This window comes from Cryobacterium sp. N19, assembly GCF_002929595.1.
Lineage (GTDB): Bacteria > Actinomycetota > Actinomycetes > Actinomycetales > Microbacteriaceae > Cryobacterium > Cryobacterium flavum.
The window spans coordinates 1-19,080 of sequence record NZ_PJJR01000050.1; the positions used below are offsets into that span (position 1 = coordinate 1).

Here is a 19,080-nt window from a genome sequence, read left to right on the forward strand (position 1 = left end):
CCCGCCCGGTGCCGCCCCGCGTCGCACCCGCCGGCGGGCACCGGGCGGCCCCGCACCGTTCGGCACCCGCTGCGGCGCCGAGCCTGGACGCCATGACCCTGGTCAAAGGCGTCATCACCGACCAGCTGAGCGACCCGGTGAAACTTCTGGGACTGCTGGCCACGGTAGCGTTCATCGCATACCAAATCGGTCGGCGCGCGTCCGGCCGCTAGAGCGAAGGGAGACCACGATGCGTGAAGTACTGGATACTCTGTTCAGCGGCTGGGAGAACGGTGCTACCGCCGGTCTGGCCACGGTTGTGCGCACCTTCCAGTCCGCGCCGCGCCCGGCCGGTGCCTCCATGCTGGTCAGCGCGGACGGCACCGTGGCCGGCTCGGTCTCGGGCGGGTGCGTCGAAGGCGCCGTCTACGAACTGGCCACCCAGGTGGCCGAAGACGGCGTGCCGCAGCTCGTGCGCTACGGCATCAGCGACGACGACGCGTACGCGGTGGGGCTCACCTGCGGCGGAATCCTCGATGTCTTCGTTGAACCCGTCTCGCGCGACACCTTCAGCCTGCTCGAAGGGGTGCACGACGACGTGGCTGCCGGGCGTCCGGTCGGCGTCGCGACGGTGATCGAGCATCCGGACGCCGCCTGGATCGGCCGACACCTCGTGGTGCGGCCGGACGGGTTCGAGGGTGACCTCGGCTCTGATCGTGCGAACCACGCGATCGGCGATGACACCCAGGGACTGCTCGCCGCCGGTCGCAACACGACGCTGACCTACGGCCCGGATGGCGAGCGACGCGGCGAGGGCATGCAGGTGTTTTTCGCGAGCTACGCGCCCCGGCCCCGCCTGCTCGTGTTCGGGGCGATCGACTTCGCCACCGCCCTGGCCCGCCTCGGCACCTTTCTCGGCTACCGGGTCACGGTCTGCGACGCCCGCGGGGTCTTTGCCACCCATGCCCGGTTTCCCGGCGTCGACGAAGTCATCGTCAGCTGGCCAGACCGCTACCTGCGGGAGCAGATCGTCGGCGGCCTCATCGACCCCCGCACCGTCATCTGTGTGCTCACCCACGACCCTAAATTCGATGTTCCCCTTCTCGAAGCGGCCCTGCACGGCCCACCGGTGGCGTACATCGGTGCGATGGGATCGCGGCGCACGCACCTCGACCGCCTGGAACGCCTGCGCCAGGTCGGCGTGACCGACACCGAGCTCGCCCGGCTGCGCAGCCCGATCGGGCTCGACCTCGGCTCGCGCACGCCCGAAGAGACGGCCGTCTCGATCGCTGCCGAGATCATCTCGCTGCAGTGGGGCGGAAGCGGCGAGCCTCTGCACACCCTCGTCGACGCCATCCACCACGACGACCTCGTCGATCCGTACCCGCCGTCCGGCCACCGATTGATTGACGTATGAGCATTCTCGACTCCGTCACCTCGGTGCTGTTCGTACACGCGCACCCCGACGACGAGACCATCAGCACCGGCGGGCTGATCGCGTATCTGGCGAGCCGCAGCATCCGTATCAGCCTGGTCACCGCCACGCGCGGTGAGCGCGGTGAAGTCGTTGCCGGGTCGCTCTCGATGCTTGCCGGCACCCCCGCCCTGGCGGAAGAGCGCGAGCGCGAACTCGAACGCGCCGCCTTCACCCTCGGCATCAACGACGGCTTCTGGCTCGGCGACAAACCGGCCCGCGCGCCCGGGCTGCCCGCACGCCGCTACCGTGACTCCGGCATGGAGTGGATACGTCCCGGGCTGGCCGGCCCGGCCGCCGGTTCAGAAGCGGATGCCCTCGCTCGCGCACCGCTCTCCGAGATCACCACTGACCTCGTCGCCATTCTCCGACACGTGCGACCGAGCCTCGTCATCAGCTACGACGCCACGGGCGGCTACGGCCATCCCGATCACGTGCGCGTGCACGACGCCGCCCTCCGCGCCAGCCGCAGCCTCGCGATCCCCTACGCCGAGATCATCGACACCCCCACAGCGGATGCTGAATGGTTCGACCTCGAGACCCAACACGACACCGTCGCGGCGGCTCTGCGCTGCCACGCGAGCCAGCTCACGGTCGACGGCGACTTCATCGTGCACTCCGGGGGTCAGCGCGACCCCATCCGCACCGCGATCGGCCTGCGCCTGCGCTGACCCACCAGGCCCTGAACGCTGCACCTGCGGAGATTTCCGCGAAATCGGCCTGGAAGTGCCGAAATCCACAGCTCTGGACAGAAATTTCCGCAGTTCTGAACGCCACCACCGCTACCAAGACTGTCCCGGCAAGATCAGGGTGCCTAAATAGTGCGCTGAAAATACTGAGGCCGCCCAATTAGGCGGCCTCAGTAGAGCGCGGAAGCTCAACAGCGTGTGACAGAACCTATGGTGGAGATGCGGGGAATTGAACCCCGGTCCACTGCTGTGGTCATATGCCTTCTACGGGTGTATCCAGTGAAATCGCTTTCTCGGCCCCGGAATTTGCCACTGGCATCTACTCCGACAGGCCCAGCCTTCGTTTAAGTCCCTCTACGCCCCGTGGCTCAATGTAGAAGCAAGCTCTCTAAATGGCGTCAGGATCCGGGTAGAGAGCATTCCCGGTCTGGCGGACTTCGTTAGTGCTTTCGCTTAGGCAGCGAGAGCGAAGTCAGTGCGGTTTGATTTGGCACTTATTGTTTTGCAGAGATCGTTTACGAGATAACCCTGCATCCTCGACCCGCTTCTCACAATTGCGCAAACAATGTCGAAACCGATCATCCCCATACACATCGCACGCCTTAAAGCGCAGAGCGACGGGTTCGTGTCACACGCTGTTGAGTTACCAATCTGCACCAGTTTCGGTGCAGCCCCCTATCTTACAACAGAAGGCCTGGGGCGCCTAGTCGCCCAAGTGGCGCTGCGCCGACATGGCGCGATCCGATTCGCGCTTGTCGGTGCGTTCGCGCAACGTCTGGCGCTTGTCGTACTCCTTCTTGCCCTTGGCCACGGCGATCTCCACCTTGGCCCGACCGTCCGCGAAGTAAATTCGCAGCGGAATGAGCGTGTAACCGCCCTCCTTGGTCTTGTGGCTGATCTTCACGATCTCTTTCTTGTGCAGAAGGAGTTTGCGCTTACGACGCGGCGGGTGATTGGTCCACGATCCGCCGGAGTACTCCGGAATGTGCACCGCATCCAGCCAGGCCTCGCCGCCCTCGATGAAGGCGTAGCCGTCGACGAGGGTCGCTCGCCCGGCGCGCAGGGACTTCACCTCGGTGCCGCTCAAGACCATCCCGGCCTCGTAAGTGTCACTGATGAGGTAGTCATGTCGGGCCTTGCGGTTGGTCGCCACGACCTTTTCGCCACGTTCCCTGGGCATGCACCTCACCTCAATTCTTTTCATTCAAACGGATGCCGCCGGCCGATCCGGCAGACAGCCCACCAGTCTAGCGGCATCCGCTTAAACGTTAGACCTTGAGGTAGCGGGTGATCGCGAAGTTCGCCGAGAAGGCGGCCAGCACCGCACCGACCACGAGCAGGATCGGCACCACGACGAGCGCATCATCCATGCCGACCAGGGCGAAGCCGGTGAGCCTCGCGCCGAGATAGCCCTGCACGAAGAAGTATACGAGCGCCACGATCGCACCTCCCGCCAGCAGCGAGCCAAGCAGGGCAGCGAACACGCCCTCCAGAATGAACGGTGTCTGAATGAAGCGGTTGCTGGCACCGACCAGCCGCATGATGCCGAGTTCTCGCCGCCTGGAGAACGCCGACAAACGGATGGTCGTAGCAATCAGCAGCGCCGCCGCAATCAGCATCAAACCGGCGATTCCGATGGCCGTATAGCTGGCCACGTTGAGCACTGAGAAGATCTGGTCAAGGTATTTACGCTGGTCAGCGACATTTTCAACACCAGCGACCCCCGATAGGCTCTCCACCAGCACCGCTGACTGCGACGGATCCTTCAGGTTCACCCAGAAGGTCTGGTTGAGCTGGTCGGCCGTGACATAGTCGGCGACCGGGTTGCCGGCGAACTGCTTCTTGAAGTTCTCGAACGCCTGCTCGTGCGTCTCGAAATAGTAGTTGTCGATGAACGGCGCCAGTGTCGGCGACTTCAGCTGAGCCTCGACCGCGGCGATCTGCTCCGGCGACGCGTCGCCGCCGGTGCAGGTTTCGCCGGGCGAGATGTCGGAGCACATGTAGATGCCGACCTGAGCTTTGTCGTACCAGAAGTTCTTCATCTGGCCGATCTGCATCTGCATGAGAATGGCCGCACCGACGAAAGTGAGCGAGATAAAGGTGACGAGCACGACGGAGACGACCATCGAGGCGTTGCGCCGCAGCCCGTTCGCAGCCTCGGACAGCACCAGACCGAGCCTCATCGGGTCGGCCCCACGTTCTGCTCGCCCGTTTGGTCGGGTTTCTCCCCCGGCGCCCGCAGGCCGAGTTTCTCGGCGAGGGTGAGCTGCTCTGGGGCATCGTTTGGGGCAACCGGAAGCACCGGGCGCGTCATCGGCGGAACCTCGTCGTCAACGGCGGGCACCGGGGCCACGCGGGTCGCGGCGACCGGCTCGGGCTCCGCGGTCGACGCCGCCGCGACGGCAGCTGCCGCAGCCTGGTGGAGCGACACGCTGGTCTCCGGAACCGGGGCAGACGGATGCGTCAACGCTGGTTCGGGTGCAGCAGCCGGCCGGGCGTAGACCGACGCGACGGGCGCGGGGGCGCTGGTGGGGGCATCCGCTATGGCTGCGGGAAGTACGACGGGAATAGAAGCGGTGGCGTAGCCGCCCTGGCGTTCGTCACGCACGATCTCGCCGTTCACGAGTTCGATCACGCGGCGCTGCATCTTGTCGACGATGCCGGCCTCGTGGGTGGCCATGATCACGGTAGTGCCGCCCGCGTTGATGCTCGCGAGCAGCGACATGATCTCGGCGCTCGTGGTGGGGTCGAGGTTTCCGGTGGGCTCGTCGGCCAGCAGAATCTGCGGCTTGTTCACGATGGCGCGGGCGATGGCCACGCGCTGCTGCTCACCACCGGAGAGTTCGTGCGGCAGGCGCTGGGCCTTTTCGGCCAGCCCGACCATTTTGAGGGTGTCGGGCACGGCTTCCTGAATGAAGCCGCGGCTCTTGCCGATCACCTGCAGGCTGAACGCGACGTTGTCGAACACCGTCTTGTTCGGCAGCAGGCGAAAGTCCTGAAAGACCACGCCCATGTTGCGGCGAAAGTAGGGCACCTTGCGGTTCGAGATCGACCGTAGGTCCTGGCCGAGCACGTGAATGCTGCCGCTGGTGGGCTTTTCCTCCTTGAGCACGAGCCGCAGGCAGCTCGATTTGCCCGATCCGGAGGCGCCGACCAGAAAGACGAATTCGCCTCGCAAAATCTCGACGTCGATCGAGTTCAGTGCCGGCCGAGTGGTGCCGGGGTACTTCTTGGTTATGTGATCAAAACGGATCATAGCTCTTAGAGCCTAGGCATCCGTTGGCGTTTTCCCTACAGCGACATACCCGAGGGGCCGAAGCCTCAGCATCCGTTTAGTCTTCGGGAGCTTTCTTGCGCCAGCGGATGCCGGCCGAGATGAATCCGTCGAGGTCACCGTCGAAGACGTTGCTGGGGTTGTTCACCTCGTACTCGGTGCGCAGGTCCTTGACCATTTGGTAGGGCGCGAGCACGTAGCTGCGCATCTGGTCGCCCCAGCTCGCGGTGATGTTGCCGGCCAGCTCTTTCTTGGTCGCTGCCTCTTTCTCGCGCTCGAGCACCAGCAGGCGCGACTGCAGCACGCGCATGGCGGCGGCGCGGTTCTGAATCTGGCTCTTCTCGTTCTGGCAGCTCACCACGGTGCCGGTGGGCAGGTGGGTGATGCGCACGGCAGAGTCCGTCGTGTTGACCGACTGGCCGCCGGGACCGCTCGAGCGGAAGACATCCACGCGAATGTCACCGTCGGGCACCTCGATCGACTCGGTCTGCTCGATCAACGGCACCACCTCGACCGCGGCGAACGAGGTCTGCCGTTTGCCGGCCGAGTTGAACGGGCTCATCCGCACGAGGCGGTGGGTGCCGGCCTCGACGCTGAGCGTGCCGAAGGCATAGGCCGCGTCGACCTCGAAGGTCGCGCTCTTAATGCCGGCCTCTTCGGCGTAACTGATGTCGAGCACAGTGGTGCGGTAGTCATGCTGTTCGGCGTAGCGCAGGTACATACGCAGCAGCATCTCGGCGAAGTCGGCGGCATCCACTCCCCCGGCGCCGGCGCGAATGGTGATGACGGCGTTGCGCTCGTCGAACTCACCGTTGAGCAGGGTCTGCACCTCGAGCTCGCCGAGCAGTTTCTGCAGGCTCGCGAGCTCGACGGTGGCCTCATCGGCCAGTTCCTGATCGCCCTGGCCGTCGTTGGCCATCTCGACGAGAGTCTCGAGGTCGTCGAGCCTGGTCGTGATGCTCTCGATGCGCGCCAGTTGCGCCTGCCGGTGGCTGAGGTCGCTGGTCACCTTCTGGGCGTGGTCGGTGTCGTCCCACAAATCGGGCATGCCAGCCTCGCCGCTGAGGTCGTCGATGTCCGCGCGCAGTCGATCAATGTCGATCACCGAGCGGATGTCGCCGAACGTGGTCCGCAGCGCGGCGATCTGTACTGAGAAATCCAAGTCAATCATGTTCCGTTCAGCCTACCGGGCGAAGTTTGCGGCGGGGCCGGGTCGCCGGGAGTAGCATCGAAACCGATGAGCAACGCCGACCGCCCCTTCAGCCTGCGCTCGGTCGCCCTGGTGGCGTTTCTGCCGACCCTGCTCTTTTCGATCGGTGAGGGCTCGATCATCCCCTTGATTCCGGTGGTGGCGAGCAATCTCGGGGCGTCTCTCGCCATCGCCGGCGTCATCGCGGCGATGGTCATGCTCGGCGAACTCGTCGGTGACATTCCCAGCGGATGGATCGTCTCGCGTATCGGCGAGCGCAACGCGATGATCGGGGCATCCGCTCTGACCATCGGTGCCGTGATCGTCTGCATTGTGGCTCCCAACCCGCTCGTGCTGGGTCTCGGTATTTTTTTGGTTGGACTGGCCACGGCGATCTTCGCCCTGGCCCGGCACGCCTTCATGACCAACTATGTGCCGTTGGTCTATCGAGCGCGGGCGCTCTCGACCCTGGGCGGTGTATTTCGGGCTGGCTGGTTCGTAGGCCCCTTTCTCTCGGCCGGACTCATTCACCTCACCGGTGGCACCCAGGCCGTGTTCTGGGTGTTCATCGTCTGTTGCGTCGGCGCGTCGGTCATGCTGTTGCTGTTGCCGGACCCGTCGAAAACCTTCGCCACTCCGTCCGCTGATGAGACTGTATTCGACGCCACCGACACAAGCACGGGCGCCATCAGCAGCACCGGAACGGCGCGACCGGCCGTGCCGGTGCAGGGATTATTCCAGACCATTTGGAGTCACCGTGAAGTACTGTTGCGGCTCGGCACCGGCGCCGGTCTGATCGGGGCGATGCGAGCCAGCCGCACGGTGATGCTGCCGCTCTGGGCGGTCAGCATCGGCATCAGCGCCCCCGACACCGCGCTGATCATCGGCATCGCCGGCGCAATCGACTTCGCCCTGTTCTATGTCAGCGGCCAGATCATGGACCGGTTCGGCCGCATCTGGAGCGCCCTGCCCTCGATGATCGGGCTCGGCGCGGGCCACCTGGCGCTCGCGTTCACCCACGACCTGCCGAGCAACGTGGAGTGGTTCATCGGCGTGGCCATGTTCCTGTCGCTGGCCAACGGGATCGGCAGCGGCCTGCTCATGACGCTCGGCGCCGACCTGGCGCCGCGCCCGAATCCGGCACCGTTCCTCGGCGCGTGGCGGTTCACCGCCGACTTCGGCAGCGCCGCGGCACCGCTGGCCGTGGCTGGGATCACCGCCCTCGTGTCCCTGTCGGTGGCCAGCGGGGTCATGGGAGCTATCGGCCTCTGTGGCGCCGTTCTGCTGCGCCGCTACATTCCCCGATACGCGCCGCACCGCCCTGGCCGCCTGCTCTAGCCAACCTGCCATACCCCACTCCACCTACTCAGGCAGCATAACTCCTGCAATTTGCGCGCCGGCCAGAAGACTCTCGGGAGATTACAGGCATCCGCAAATCAGGCCCACGATTTGCAGGAGTTATGCTGCCCAGGCCGCGTTACCAGGAGTGTCTCGACTCAAGTACGACTCGCCGTGGCCAGCCGGGCGGAATGTTCCCGGCGGCCGGCGCGTTACGGCAGGCATGCCCCTCATCGGAGAATACGAACCAAGCACCTCCCAGTGGGTGCGCGACCAGGTCGACCAGATAGAGAAGTCCGGCGGCACCGAGGGCACGACCCTGCGCGGCATGCCCGTCATCGTGCTGACGACCGTCGGCGTGAAGAGCGGCAAGCTGCGCAAGGCGCCGCTTATGCGCGTTGAGCACGACGGCCAGTATGCCGCTGTCGCCTCGCTCGGCGGTAGCCCCACGAACCCGGTCTGGTACGCGAACGTTGTGGCGCACCCCGAGGTCGAGCTGCAGGACGGCCCGCAGAAGTGGGACATGCGCGCCCGCGAGGTCACCGGCGACGAGAAGGCCGTCTGGTGGGAGCGCGCCGTGGCGGCATTCCCCGACTACGCGGCTTACCAGGTCAAGACCGACCGCGAGATTCCCGTCTTCGTACTCGAACCCACCGCCTGAGGGTGGCGAAGGCCAGCACCCACAGAGTGCCCAGCACCCGCAAGGCGTCCATCGACCGCATCACCCTGCCTGACCTGACCGACGACGACGGTTCGCAGCTGCGCTCCGGCGACGGTCGGGAGGCCGAACGCTACACGGACGTCGACCTCGATGGCCGCGACCTGACCGGCATCTCCTTCGGGGAGTGCGAATTCGGCAAGGTGCCTTTGCACGAGGCCAAACTGCGCGGGGCATCCTTCGCGGAGTGCCTCATGACCGACCTGCACGCACCGGTGTTCAGCGCGCCGCGCTCCAGTTGGCGGGACGTGCGCATCGAGCACGCCCGGCTTGGCTCGGTCGCGGCCTACGAGGCGACACTCCGGTCGGTGCACATTGACGGCTCGAAGCTCGATTTCGTGAACCTGCGCAACGCCACGCTCACCGATGTACTCCTGAGCAACTGCATCATCGAGGAGTTTGACCTCGGTAGTGCCACCGTGCAGCGCCTGGAACTGCAGAATTGCCGCATCGGCACGCTCGATGTCGGCGGTGCCAAGCTCAAAGATGTCGACCTGCGTTCCAGTGATTTCTCGGCCGTGCACGGCCTCGAAGGACTGTGCGGCGCCACCCTCGATGACGCCCAGCTGAGCCTGTTGGCGCCGCTGCTCGCCGCCCACCTGGGCCTGCGCATCGAATAGCACGGCCGGACACCAGTGCCCGATAGGCCCCCGCAGCTGAGACCGGCTCAGGGAATGGCGGTCGCGGTCAGCTCGAGGTCGGACGTCGGCCGGTCGCGCTGGGTCGCGATGGCCGCGCCGGCCGCCACACACACGACCACGATGGCAATCTGCTGCAGCAGGGTGAAGGTCTCACCGAGCACGAGCGCGCCGAAACCGGCCGCGATGACCGGGCCGAAGCTGGTGATGATCGCGTACAGGCGGGGGCTGATCCGACGCAAAATGTAGGTGTCGAGGGTGTACGGAAAGGCCGAGGAGACTACGCCCACGAGCAGCAGCAGCCCGACGATACCCCAGGTGAAGGCCGACAGATCCAGGGTGAACAGGGCGATGGGCACCACGATCACGAGGCTGACCAGGCTGGCGATCGAGATACCCTCGAGGCCGGCGAATTCGGTCGCCACCTTGCGGGTCAGCAGAATATAGCAGAACCATGAGGCCGCCGCGGTGAGCGCGAGCACGATGCCGAGCGGGTCGAGCGTGCCGTCCGACCAGGTCAAGAGGAACACTCCCCCGGCGGCGGCCGCAGCACACACGAAGTCCAGGATGCGGCGGCTGGTGACCAGGGCCAGGGCGAAGGGTCCAAGAAATTCGATCGTCGCCGCGATGCCGAGTCCCAGCATGTTGACGGCCTGGTAGAAGGTGAGGTTCATCACGGCCAGCACGACGCCGAGGGCCAGCGCTGGCCAGATTCGGGCCCAGGTCAGATTTCTCAGCCGGGGCCGGGCGAGCGGCAGCACGACGATGACCATGACGATCTGGCGGGCCGCGACGACGATGGGCGAACCGACGACCGGAATGAGCAGTCCGGCCAGTGAGGAGCCGAAATTGATGCTGACCTCGGTGGCGAGCTGAGCTCCCGCACCGCTCAGTTTGTCCCGCCTGGTACGCACATTGCTCCTGTCGGCGCCGTCGAGGCACCTCCCGACAGTACCGCTCGCGGCATCCGCTCTGAAATGCGGGCGCAAACTTGGGTCTACAGTTGCAGCGGGATGAACTGGTATTCGCTGGTCAGGTGCTCGTGCTGGCAATCACCGCAGTACAGCACGCCCGACACCCGCATCGCGTCAACGCGCGAGGAACACTGGATCACTTTGGGACCGCAGCACGGTGAAATCACCATGAAACCGCCCGACTCGGCCGGATCATGACCACTCAATCCGCGGTCGTGGTGCACTCCCTCACAGGGGAGAAGGGACTCGAAGTCGAGCTGCTCCACAATCTGAGCGTCCAGTAGTGCATCCATGATTTCACAGCCGATCTTGGTGTTGCTCAGCCGCCATCCTGGGCCACGTCATCCGGCGGCGACCAGCCCGGATGAACGACGACCCGAGATCGCCGGCACTACCAACCGGGACCGGGGTCGGCACGAGTGTCGACTTCCTGCAAAAACGCGAAGCCCCCTACGAGGTAGGAGGCTTCCATTGTCGACTACGTTTCTGTGCATCGTACGCTTCTATTCTGAAATTACCAGTGCGACTTTTCGCGACCTCACGGGCAGAACTAGTGAAAGACCGCTCGGGAGACCACCGTCACCTCCAACGGCACGCCGTCGGGCACGACGAGGGTGAGTACCGGTGGGCGCCACCAGGATCGCAGCGTCACCGACGCGCTCTGCCCGTCAGCGGATACCGCGCTCGTCACGGCCAGCGCCTCGAACGAGTCGTGCGGAACGAGCCGCAGGTACTCATCGACCGCCGCGGAAACGTCGTCCGAGCGCAGCGATGGCCGCGGCCCGAGCACCCCGACCTGAACCGCATCGAGGGTGAACGCCTCGGACCCGGCGAGCGCCGCACCGTCGGCGAGGCCGAGCAGCCGTTTGTGTTCGAGATAGAGCGACGTCGCTGACAGGGCCACGAGTACGAGGCAAAGCGCCAGAAAGCCGTAGAAAATAATGAGCAGCAGGGTGGAGCCGTCCTCGTTCGACGCGGGCGGCAGACGTCTTCTCATCCGAGGCTGCCAAACCGGGACACGAGCTGCGACGACTCCGCAGTCATGGGCACACTCGCACTCTGGTTCAGGGCGAGCAGATCCGGCACAAGCGGCAGCGCGATGCCGATGCGCACGGTGACCGTCACGAGCCCCCGTGGAGTCAGGCAGTGACTCGAACCGCCAGCGCACTCGATCTGCACCTCGGCGTCCCCGACCGAAAGGCCGTAGTCCTCGAGCGCGAACGCGACGGCTCGGCGGGCACGCACCGTGGCCGTGGCCTCGTCCGGGGACTGTACGTAGACCCTGGCTGCCTGCCGGGCGGCGCCCTCCACGGCGAGAGCACCACCCTGCAGGGCTGACAGTGCGAGCACCAGGTAGACCAGGGGAACCAGCAGAATCATCCCGGCCGTGATGAACTCCAGTGAGGCAGAGCCAGCCTCAGAGCGGCTATTCCAACGATTCGACCGCAGCATGAGCGACCACCTCCAATCCGCGCGGAGCACCGAGCAGCCCCATGAGCGGCAGCGGTGCGATCACCCGCACTTCGACACTGGGAAACCCGGCGCTCACTCCGAACTGGGCCACGACATCGGTGGCATAGCTCGCGCCAATGGCCGTCGTGATCAGATCGCGCGTGCGCTCTGCCCCCGCAGACAGACTGCTGTCGGCGAGGGTCGCGTAGCGGGCACCCTCGGCGGCAGCGTCGAGCACGGTGTTGCGAATGTGCAGCGCGAGGGCCAGCTGCATGACCATGAGCGTCAGAAAGGTCAGCAGCGACACCACCATGACAAATTCGGCCACGGCGGAACCAGCCTCGTCCCGCAGCCGCTGAGGGCCGGGCCAGGCGAGGTGTCGCATCCGGTTACCGAGTTTGTCCACGCCGACCGGTCAGAAACTACTGACGCGATCCATGGCCTGCTGGAACACCCCGCTGAGGGCGGGGCCGGCGAGTCCCCAGATTATGAGTACCAATCCGGCCGTCATTAACGTGATCAGCACCCAGCCGGGCACGTCACCCGTTTCATCGCGAAGCAGACCCTGGAGGCGAAGCATGATTCGGTTCATAGCATTCTCTTTTCTGGTGGGAGGGAGGTACGGGCGGTGCGTTCAGAACCCGGCCTGCAGAACAACCAGCCCGGGAAAAACTGCGAACAGAACGGTCATCGGCAAAATCAGAAAGACCAGTGGCACGAGCATCGCGACTTCTTTCTTGCCGGCCAGCTCGAGCAGTGTGCGTTTGGTTTGGTCGCGGGAGTCCTGCGCCTGCGCTCGCAACACCTCGGCCAGCGGCGACCCACGGTCGAGTGCACCGGTGACCTGGTCGACAAACCGGGTCACCTCCGGCAACTGGATGCTGCGCGACAGTGACTGCAGCGCCGCCCCGATCGGCACCCCGATGTGCACGTCGGCGACGACCCCGGCGAATTCTCGCGACAGCTCCCCCGAGCTCGTACGCGACACCCGGCGGATCGAGTCCAGGATGCCTTCCCCTGCCGACAGGGACAGGGTGAGGAATTCCAGAATGGTCGGCAGTTCGCTGCGCATGCGCGCCAAGCGTGCGGTCGCTGCGCGCTGGAGCAGCCAATCCCGCAGCATCGCCCCGCCGATCGCTGCAACGAACGGTACAACCAGACGGGCGGGCAGCAAAAGTTCGGGCAGGGCAACGATGGTGACCACCGTTCCAACAGCGAACGCGAACAACGCCCAGACCAATTGCACGGAGCGAAACTCCAGGACAGTTTTCGCCGAGCCGGACTGGTGCAGACGCCGGGCAACGGTGTCGCTGCCGCCGAGAAGACTCGACAGCCCCCGAGTGAGCGCGCCGAACAGTGGGGCGAACAGGCTGCCGAGCACGGGAAGCGGGTTCACCGTTCGCCGGGCCACAATGTGGCGCGCTTCCGGGGAAATATCGAGGATGTAGGGCACCACGCGGTCAATCAGTCGGGGCCGGGTCAGCCGCGGCGTCAGGCTAACGAGCGACCACAACCCCACACCGAGGCCGGTACCGCACAGTACGGCCCAGCCCAGTGCAGACGAACTCAGGGCAGACGAACTCAGGGCGGCGCTCATCGACGACACCCGCCTACGAAAACCATCGGCGTTCCTCCGGCAGACGGCCGAGGGCGATCATCACTCGGTAGGCGATGACAGACAGGGCCAGGCCGCTCGCGATCACCACAATGCCAGCCGGCGAGTTGTAGGCGATGGCGGCTTCGGGGCGGGAGGCGAGCAGAACCAGAATGATCCACGGAGCTGCGACGCCGAGGCGGGCCGCATTGACCACCCACGACTGGCGGGCTTCCACCTCGAGCCGCACCGCGGCATCCTGCCTGAGCCAGGCGGCAAGGCTGCGCAGCACGAGGGTGAGGTCGCTTCCGCCGACCTCTCGCGCCATCCGCAGGGTTTCCAGAATGCGATCGGCGACCGGGTCGGCGAGGGAACGTTTGAGCTCGTCAACGCAGTACGTGAAATTGCCGGTGGCGCGGTATTCACGCTCGAACTGCGCGAACGCGGTGCGCGTCGCCGGCGGTCCGGCCTGGGCGAGGCTGCTCACGCTGTCGGGCAACGCCAGCCCGGAGCGCAGAGCCGACACCAGATGGTCGACGACGTCGGGCCACACCGTGCGGTTGGCGCGACGCCTGGCCGCCGCCCGCCACGACACGATCAGCCACGGCAGCAGCAGCCCGACCAGCCCGGCGACCGCGCTGAGCGCGAGAACAGCGAAGATTCCGTGCACCAGGGCAGCGGATGCCACCCCCGCGATCGCAGACAGCGCCAGGAACGCCGGCACCGGCACCGACCGCAGGCCGCCCTGAACCAGGCGCACCCGCATCCGCTCCCCCACTCCGGCACGTTTGGGCGTGGATCCGGCCGGCCATAGGAACGGGGCGAGAACGAGCACGAGACCGCTACCCAGCAGGCACCCCAGTACGAGAGTCATGCGGCCCCCTGCCGCAACACCGACGCCGGGTCGACGCCGGCCGCACGAAACTTGGCGAGCTTCGTGGGGTGCGAACCGGTGGGCTCGAGGTGCCCGTGCGGCGAGAGGAACAGCGGGCTCGCCTCGATCGTCGACCCCGCCAGCTGGCCGCTCGGGGCGATGATCTCGGTGACCCGCCTTCGGCCGTGCCGGTCGATTTCGCAGTGCACCACGATATCAATGCAGCCTGCCACGGTCGGGAGCACGAACGAGGAGTCGATGTTGCGGCCGGCCAGCAGCGGCAGGGTCGAGAGCTTCGCGAGCGCATCCCTGGCACTGTTGGCATGAATCGAACACATCCCGGGCAGACCACTGTTGAGGGCGATGAGCAGGTCGAGACTCTCAGCCTCGCGCACCTCGCCGACGACGAGCCGGTCGGGGCGCATCCGCAGCGACTCCTTGATCAGGCGCCGCAGGGTGATCTCCCCGGTGCCCTCCAGGCTCGGCTGGCGGCACTGCATGGCGACGACGTCCCGCGCCGACAGATCGAGTTCGAAGGTTTCCTCGACGGTCACGATGCGTTCGCCTGGCCGGGTCGAGGAGAGCAGAGCGTTCAGCATCGTGGTTTTGCCGGTCTGCGTGGCACCGGACACCAGAATGTTCTGCCCGCCGAGCACGCAGATCCGCAGAAAATCAGCGGCCTGCTGGGTGAGCGCACCCAGCCCGACCAATTGGTTGAGGTCGCGGATGCGCCGGGTGAACTTGCGAATATTCACGGCCCAGTATTTGCGCGTTATGTCGGGGATCACCACGTGAAGACGGGAACCGTCGGGCAGGGAGGCGTCGACGAAGGGCGACGAGAGGTCGACGCGGCGGCCGGAGGCCTGCAGCATCCGCTCGACCAGGTCGCGCGCGTCCTGCTCGGTGAGCAACAAAGTCGTGAGCTCTGGCACGCCGTCGCGCGCCACGAATACTCGGGCAGGACCATTGATCCAAATTTCTTCGATCTCCGGATCGTCGAGAAACGGCTGCAGCACGCCGAAGCCGGTGAGCGCTGCCACAACCTCGCGGGCGGCCTGGTGCTCGTCAGCGATCATTGGGGCGAGCCCGCCTAGCGCCCGCTCACTGTAGCGGCGCAGTTCGTCGCGCACATACTGCTCCACCAGGGTGTTGTTCGCTGCCAGGTCGACGCCTTCACGGCGCACCCGCATTCGCACTTGCTCTGTGATGATACGAACGGCTTCGGTCATCCCCGAATGATGGCCTGTTTTAAGAATTCTCGGGCAAGTTATGCACAGGGCTTGTTTTTCTGTTCCCTGAACAGCAAAAATAATCGCAACGGATGTCGGGCATCCGTTGCGATCATCCGTCAGGGCCAGCCTGGCCGGTGCAGTATGTCGACTCAGCGTCAGCGGGCCGACCAGCCGCCGTCCATCGTGTAGCTCGAACCGGTGACCATGGCGGCGTCGTCGGAGGCGAGCCAGGCCACGAGCGAGCCGACCTCGGCCGGTTCCACCAGCCGCTTGATCGCGCTCTCGGTGAGCATGATCTTGCTGAGCACCTCGGCCTCCGGAATACCGTGCACGAGTGCCTGGTCGGTGATCTGCTTTTCGACCAGGGGCGTGCGTACATAGCCCGGAGCCACACAGTTGCTCGTAACCCCGTGGGCGCCGCCCTCGAGCGCGGTCACCTTGGACAGGCCCTCGAGCCCGTGCTTGGCCGCTACGTAGGCGCTCTTGAACGGCGAGGCGCGAATGCCGTGCACCGACGACACGTTGATGATGCGTCCGAAATTGGCCGCGTACATCTGCGGCAGCACTGCCCGAATCAGCAGGAACGGCGCCTCCAACATGAGGGTCAGAATATTGTGAAAATCGGCCGGCGCAAAAGACTGGATCGGATTGATCCGTTGGATTCCGGCGTTGTTGACCAGAATGTCGACGCCGTTCAGTGCCGTGGCCAGGGCCTCGTCGCTGAGGGCCTCGGTGTCCATCAGGTTGACGGTCCAGATCGACCCGCCCACCTCCTCGGCCAGTGCCGTAGCACTAGCCGTGTCGATGTCGGCGACGACGACGTGCGCGCCGCGGGCGGCGAGCGCCCGCACGACGGCGGCGCCGATGCCGCTCGCACCGCCCGTGACCAGGGCGCGACGCCCCGCGAGGGGCTGTTCGGCGGTGGGAATAGCGCTGACGCTGACGGCGTCGGTGAGATCAGTCATGATGTTCCTTAGATTGCACGATCGCTGCACGGGGCGGGTCGGCGAGAGGCGGGGCACCAACGGCGCCCCGCCTCTCGGACCGGGGTTACACAAGCCGGGTCAGTTGCCGGTACTCACGGGCTCGAGCCCGTGCTTGCGGGCGTCCACGGCGTCGACCTCGCGCAGCGACACTCCCTTGGTCTCCTTGAGAGTGACTACGGCGACCACCGTGATCGCGCAGGCGACCATGATGTAGATGGCAACCGGAACCCAGGTGTTGTACTGCTGCAGAAGGGCGGCCGCGATGATCGGCGCCATGGAGCCGGCCAGAATCGACGTGACCTGGTAGCCGAGCGACACCCCCGAATAACGCATGCGGGTCGGGAACATCTCAGCCATGATGGCGGGCTGGCCCGCGTACATCAGGGCGTGGAAGCACAAGCCCACCGTGACGGCGAGGATGATGAGCACGGGGTTCAGCGTGTCGAACATCGGGAAGGCGAAGAACGCCCAGGTGGCACCGAGCACAGCACCGGCCAGGTAGACGGGCTTGCGGCCGATGCGGTCGGAAAGCCGGCCGACCTGCGGAATCACGATGAAGTGCACGACGTGCGCGATGAGCAGGGCGATCAGCAACTGCCCCGTGTCGTATTCGTGCACGGTCTTCAGGTAGACGATCGTGAAACTCACGATGATGTAATACAGGATATTCTCGGCGAACCGCAGCCCCATGGCTCCGAGGATACCCTTCGGGTACTTGCGCACGACCTCGAGCACGCCGTAGTTGATGGCCTTCTCGGCTTCAACCTGCGCGCGGGCCTCGAGAAAGATCGGGGCTTCGCTGACATGGGTGCGAATGTAGTAACCGATCACGACGATGATCGCAGAGAGCCAGAAGGCCACACGCCAGCCCCAGCTGAGGAACTGCTCGGGCGGAAGGATCCACGTCATAGTGAGCAGCACGAGCGTGGCGAGCAGGTTGCCCAACGGAACGGCGGCCTGCGGCCAGCTCGACCAGAAACCGCGGGACTGGTTCGGGCTGTGCTCGGCGACCAGGAGAACGGCGCCGCCCCACTCACCACCGACGGCGAAGCCCTGGATGAAGCGGAGGGCCACGAGCAGCGCCGGAGCCCAGTAGCCGATGGTGTCGAAGCCGGGCAGACAGCCCATCAGGAAGGTGGCGGCACCGACCATGATGATCGTCACCTGCAGGGTGTGCTTGCGTCCGAGCTTGTCCCCGATCTGACCGAAGACGATGCCACCAAGCGGGCGGGCGATGAATCCGACAGCATAGGTGAGGAACGCGGCGATGATGCCGTCAAGCTCACTGCCGGCGTTAGGAAAAAAGACCGTGCCGAAAACCAGGCTGGCGGCAGTCGCGTAGAGGAAGAACTCGTACCATTCCACGACCGTGCCGACCATGGAAGCGGCGACAATCTTCTTGAGGCCGGATTTCTCGGTTTCGCTGCCAGCGGTGCGCGTGGCCTTGCCGGAACCGGCAGCCCCAACGCGTTGATTGACACTCATTGTCTGTCTCCTTTGTGTCGTCAATGACACGTACTTGGCGTGAGGTGTGCGGGAAGGATTCGGTCGTCTACAACAGAAGCACGACTTGACTGAGTATTCACGCACGACGGCCGGGCAACAAGAGCCAAAACGACAGAACGCGTGTGCATAATTGCAGATATGACCTTTCCAGCGATAGGTACCGCTCCCAATCCCGACGATCTGCTCATCTTTCTGGCCGTCGCCCGCACCGGCCGGTTCACCACCGCGGCGGAGGGCCTGGGTCTGAACCACACCACCGTGTCGCGGCGCATCGCGGCCCTCGAAAAGGCCCTCGACGGTCGTCTGCTGGCGCGCGCCGTCGGCGGCTGGGAGCTGACCGAGCTCGGAGAACGCGCACGCACCGCGGCCGAGGGAGTGGAATCCGCCGTCACCCTGCTGCGTGGCTCCGACAGTGAAGCCCAACAGATCTCCGGCGTGGTGCGCATGTCGGCGACGGACGGCTTCAGCGCTTACATCGCGGCTCCGGCCGTGGCAACCCTGCAGCGACGGCATCCGCTGTTGCGGGTAGAAATCGTCACCGTCACCCGCCGCGCCCTGCAGCACCGTTCGGGGCTGGACATCGAGATCGTCGTCGGTGAACCCCAGGTGCACCGGGCCGAGTCCATTCTGCTCGGCTACTACAACCTCGGAATGTACGCCTCACGCCAGTACCTGAAGACCCACGGCACACCGACCACCATCGCCGAGCTGACCGAGCATCCGCTGGTCTATTTTGTGGATTCGATGCTTCAGGTCGACGACCTCGACGCCCCCCGGCGGCTCGTCCCGCAGATGCGGGAGTCGCTCAGCTCCACCAACGTGTTCGTGCACGTCGAGGGAACCAGGGCCGGCGCCGGAATCGGATTCCTACCCTGCTTCATGGCCGATCAGCACAGTGATCTAGTGCGCCTGCTGCCGGAAGATTTTCAGGAACGACTGCCGTACTGGATGGTCCTCCGCACCGAGTCACTGCGGCTGCCGGCGGTGGCGGCGCTCGTCGCTGCGCTCCGCGCCCAGATGGAGTCCTATGCGGCAGCGCTGCTCGGCAACGACCCCACCATCTAGACTAGGAACACACCCGCGGGAGTGGTGGAATTGGCAGACACGCAGGATTTAGGTTCCTGTGCTTTCGAGCGTGGGGGTTCAAGTCCCCTCTCCCGCAC

21 protein-coding genes, 1 tRNA gene, 1 other RNA gene and 1 pseudogene are annotated in these 19,080 nt (G+C 65.4%); 8 read left to right on the forward strand and 16 right to left on the reverse strand.

All coding sequences use genetic code 11. The features are described from left to right. The 3 genes and pseudogenes from CXY78_RS21645 to CXY78_RS09685 form a co-directional block, all read left to right on the forward strand. Nucleotides 1-212: pseudogene (locus CXY78_RS21645) on the forward strand (hypothetical protein); the annotation flags it as partial. A gap of 17 nt (nt 213-229) precedes the next feature. Then, nucleotides 230-1,396, forward strand: a complete 1,167-nt coding sequence (locus CXY78_RS09680; RefSeq protein ID WP_104089220.1) for an XdhC family protein — start codon at nt 230-232, stop codon at nt 1,394-1,396. Beyond that, nucleotides 1,393-2,124 (forward strand): PIG-L family deacetylase, encoded by a 732-nt coding sequence (locus CXY78_RS09685; protein ID WP_092341375.1) that lies wholly within the window; start codon nt 1,393-1,395, stop codon nt 2,122-2,124. The genes CXY78_RS09680 and CXY78_RS09685 overlap by 4 nt, the downstream gene beginning before the upstream one ends. A gap of 229 nt (nt 2,125-2,353) precedes the next feature. On the opposite strand, the gene ssrA is transcribed toward CXY78_RS09685, so the two are convergent. The 5 genes from ssrA to prfB all read right to left on the reverse strand — a co-directional run bounded on the left by ssrA (nt 2,354) and on the right by prfB (nt 6,587). Continuing rightward, nucleotides 2,354-2,728: a transfer-messenger RNA gene (ssrA, locus tag CXY78_RS09690) on the reverse strand. A gap of 117 nt (nt 2,729-2,845) precedes the next feature. Next, nucleotides 2,846-3,322 (reverse strand): SsrA-binding protein SmpB, encoded by a 477-nt coding sequence (smpB, locus tag CXY78_RS09695; protein WP_092108491.1) that lies wholly within the window; start codon nt 3,320-3,322, stop codon nt 2,846-2,848. Between the two features lie 88 nt (nt 3,323-3,410). Continuing rightward, nucleotides 3,411-4,325 (reverse strand): permease-like cell division protein FtsX, encoded by a 915-nt coding sequence (gene ftsX, locus CXY78_RS09700; protein WP_092341374.1) that lies wholly within the window; start codon nt 4,323-4,325, stop codon nt 3,411-3,413. Next, on the reverse strand, nt 4,322-5,398 hold the full coding sequence (gene ftsE, locus CXY78_RS09705; protein WP_092341373.1) for a cell division ATP-binding protein FtsE: 1,077 nt from the start codon (nt 5,396-5,398) through the stop codon (nt 4,322-4,324). The genes ftsX and ftsE overlap by 4 nt, the downstream gene beginning before the upstream one ends. 76 nt (nt 5,399-5,474) lie before the next feature. Further along, nucleotides 5,475-6,587 carry a peptide chain release factor 2 gene (gene prfB, locus CXY78_RS09710; protein WP_092341372.1) on the reverse strand — a complete coding sequence of 371 codons (1,113 nt, stop codon included), beginning with the start codon at nt 6,585-6,587 and terminating at the stop codon, nt 5,475-5,477. Between the two features lie 66 nt (nt 6,588-6,653). Here prfB and CXY78_RS09715 point away from each other — a divergent pair, with 66 nt between their 5' ends. The 3 genes from CXY78_RS09715 to CXY78_RS09725 all read left to right on the forward strand — a co-directional run bounded on the left by CXY78_RS09715 (nt 6,654) and on the right by CXY78_RS09725 (nt 9,281). After that, nucleotides 6,654-7,943, forward strand: a complete 1,290-nt coding sequence (locus CXY78_RS09715) for an MFS transporter (RefSeq protein WP_092341371.1) — start codon at nt 6,654-6,656, stop codon at nt 7,941-7,943. Between the two features lie 223 nt (nt 7,944-8,166). Further along, nucleotides 8,167-8,604 (forward strand): nitroreductase family deazaflavin-dependent oxidoreductase, encoded by a 438-nt coding sequence (locus CXY78_RS09720; RefSeq protein ID WP_092341370.1) that lies wholly within the window; start codon nt 8,167-8,169, stop codon nt 8,602-8,604. A gap of 26 nt (nt 8,605-8,630) precedes the next feature. Next, entirely contained in the window at nt 8,631-9,281 is a 651-nt protein-coding gene (locus CXY78_RS09725; RefSeq protein ID WP_140425690.1) for a pentapeptide repeat-containing protein, read from the forward strand. A gap of 47 nt (nt 9,282-9,328) precedes the next feature. Here the strand turns inward: CXY78_RS09725 and CXY78_RS09730 are convergent, their stop codons facing one another. From CXY78_RS09730 to CXY78_RS09775, 11 genes are all read right to left on the reverse strand, one after another. Then, the gene (locus CXY78_RS09730) at nt 9,329-10,213 is read right to left on the reverse strand and encodes a DMT family transporter (protein ID WP_092341368.1); all 885 of its coding nucleotides are present in this window, start codon (nt 10,211-10,213) and stop codon (nt 9,329-9,331) included. A gap of 83 nt (nt 10,214-10,296) precedes the next feature. Beyond that, complete coding sequence (locus tag CXY78_RS09735; RefSeq protein WP_140425691.1) at nt 10,297-10,539, reverse strand: hypothetical protein; 243 nt, start codon at nt 10,537-10,539, stop codon at nt 10,297-10,299. 284 nt (nt 10,540-10,823) lie between these two features. Continuing rightward, nucleotides 10,824-11,270 carry a pilus assembly protein TadG-related protein gene (locus CXY78_RS09740; RefSeq protein WP_092341366.1) on the reverse strand — a complete coding sequence of 149 codons (447 nt, stop codon included), beginning with the start codon at nt 11,268-11,270 and terminating at the stop codon, nt 10,824-10,826. Further along, nucleotides 11,267-11,725: a hypothetical protein gene (locus tag CXY78_RS09745; RefSeq protein WP_104089223.1), complete on the reverse strand. Its 459-nt coding sequence runs from the start codon at nt 11,723-11,725 to the stop codon at nt 11,267-11,269. The genes CXY78_RS09740 and CXY78_RS09745 overlap by 4 nt, the downstream gene beginning before the upstream one ends. Next, on the reverse strand, nt 11,700-12,110 hold the full coding sequence (locus CXY78_RS09750) for a TadE/TadG family type IV pilus assembly protein (protein ID WP_166789940.1): 411 nt from the start codon (nt 12,108-12,110) through the stop codon (nt 11,700-11,702). Before CXY78_RS09750 ends, CXY78_RS09745 begins: the two co-directional genes overlap by 26 nt. A gap of 30 nt (nt 12,111-12,140) precedes the next feature. Continuing rightward, nucleotides 12,141-12,317 carry a hypothetical protein gene (locus CXY78_RS21245; RefSeq protein ID WP_166789937.1) on the reverse strand — a complete coding sequence of 59 codons (177 nt, stop codon included), beginning with the start codon at nt 12,315-12,317 and terminating at the stop codon, nt 12,141-12,143. A 42-nt stretch (nt 12,318-12,359) separates the two neighbouring features. Further along, nucleotides 12,360-13,322 carry a type II secretion system F family protein gene (locus CXY78_RS09755; RefSeq protein ID WP_104089225.1) on the reverse strand — a complete coding sequence of 321 codons (963 nt, stop codon included), beginning with the start codon at nt 13,320-13,322 and terminating at the stop codon, nt 12,360-12,362. Nucleotides 13,323-13,335: 13 nt separating this feature from the next. Next, entirely contained in the window at nt 13,336-14,193 is an 858-nt protein-coding gene (locus CXY78_RS09760) for a type II secretion system F family protein (protein ID WP_092341468.1), read from the reverse strand. Continuing rightward, nucleotides 14,190-15,422 carry a CpaF family protein gene (locus tag CXY78_RS09765; RefSeq protein WP_104089226.1) on the reverse strand — a complete coding sequence of 411 codons (1,233 nt, stop codon included), beginning with the start codon at nt 15,420-15,422 and terminating at the stop codon, nt 14,190-14,192. Before CXY78_RS09765 ends, CXY78_RS09760 begins: the two co-directional genes overlap by 4 nt. Before the next feature lie 158 nt (nt 15,423-15,580). Further along, complete coding sequence (locus CXY78_RS09770) at nt 15,581-16,390, reverse strand: 3-hydroxybutyrate dehydrogenase (RefSeq protein ID WP_092341470.1); 810 nt, start codon at nt 16,388-16,390, stop codon at nt 15,581-15,583. A gap of 99 nt (nt 16,391-16,489) precedes the next feature. After that, nucleotides 16,490-17,896: an MFS transporter gene (locus tag CXY78_RS09775; RefSeq protein WP_092341471.1), complete on the reverse strand. Its 1,407-nt coding sequence runs from the start codon at nt 17,894-17,896 to the stop codon at nt 16,490-16,492. 159 nt (nt 17,897-18,055) lie between these two features. Here CXY78_RS09775 and CXY78_RS09780 point away from each other — a divergent pair, with 159 nt between their 5' ends. Both CXY78_RS09780 and CXY78_RS09785 read left to right on the forward strand, forming a co-directional pair. Further along, entirely contained in the window at nt 18,056-18,982 is a 927-nt protein-coding gene (locus CXY78_RS09780; RefSeq protein WP_092341472.1) for a LysR family transcriptional regulator, read from the forward strand. 15 nt (nt 18,983-18,997) lie between these two features. Further along, a tRNA-Leu gene (locus CXY78_RS09785) sits at nt 18,998-19,079 on the forward strand. Nucleotide 19,080 lies beyond the last annotated feature (1 nt).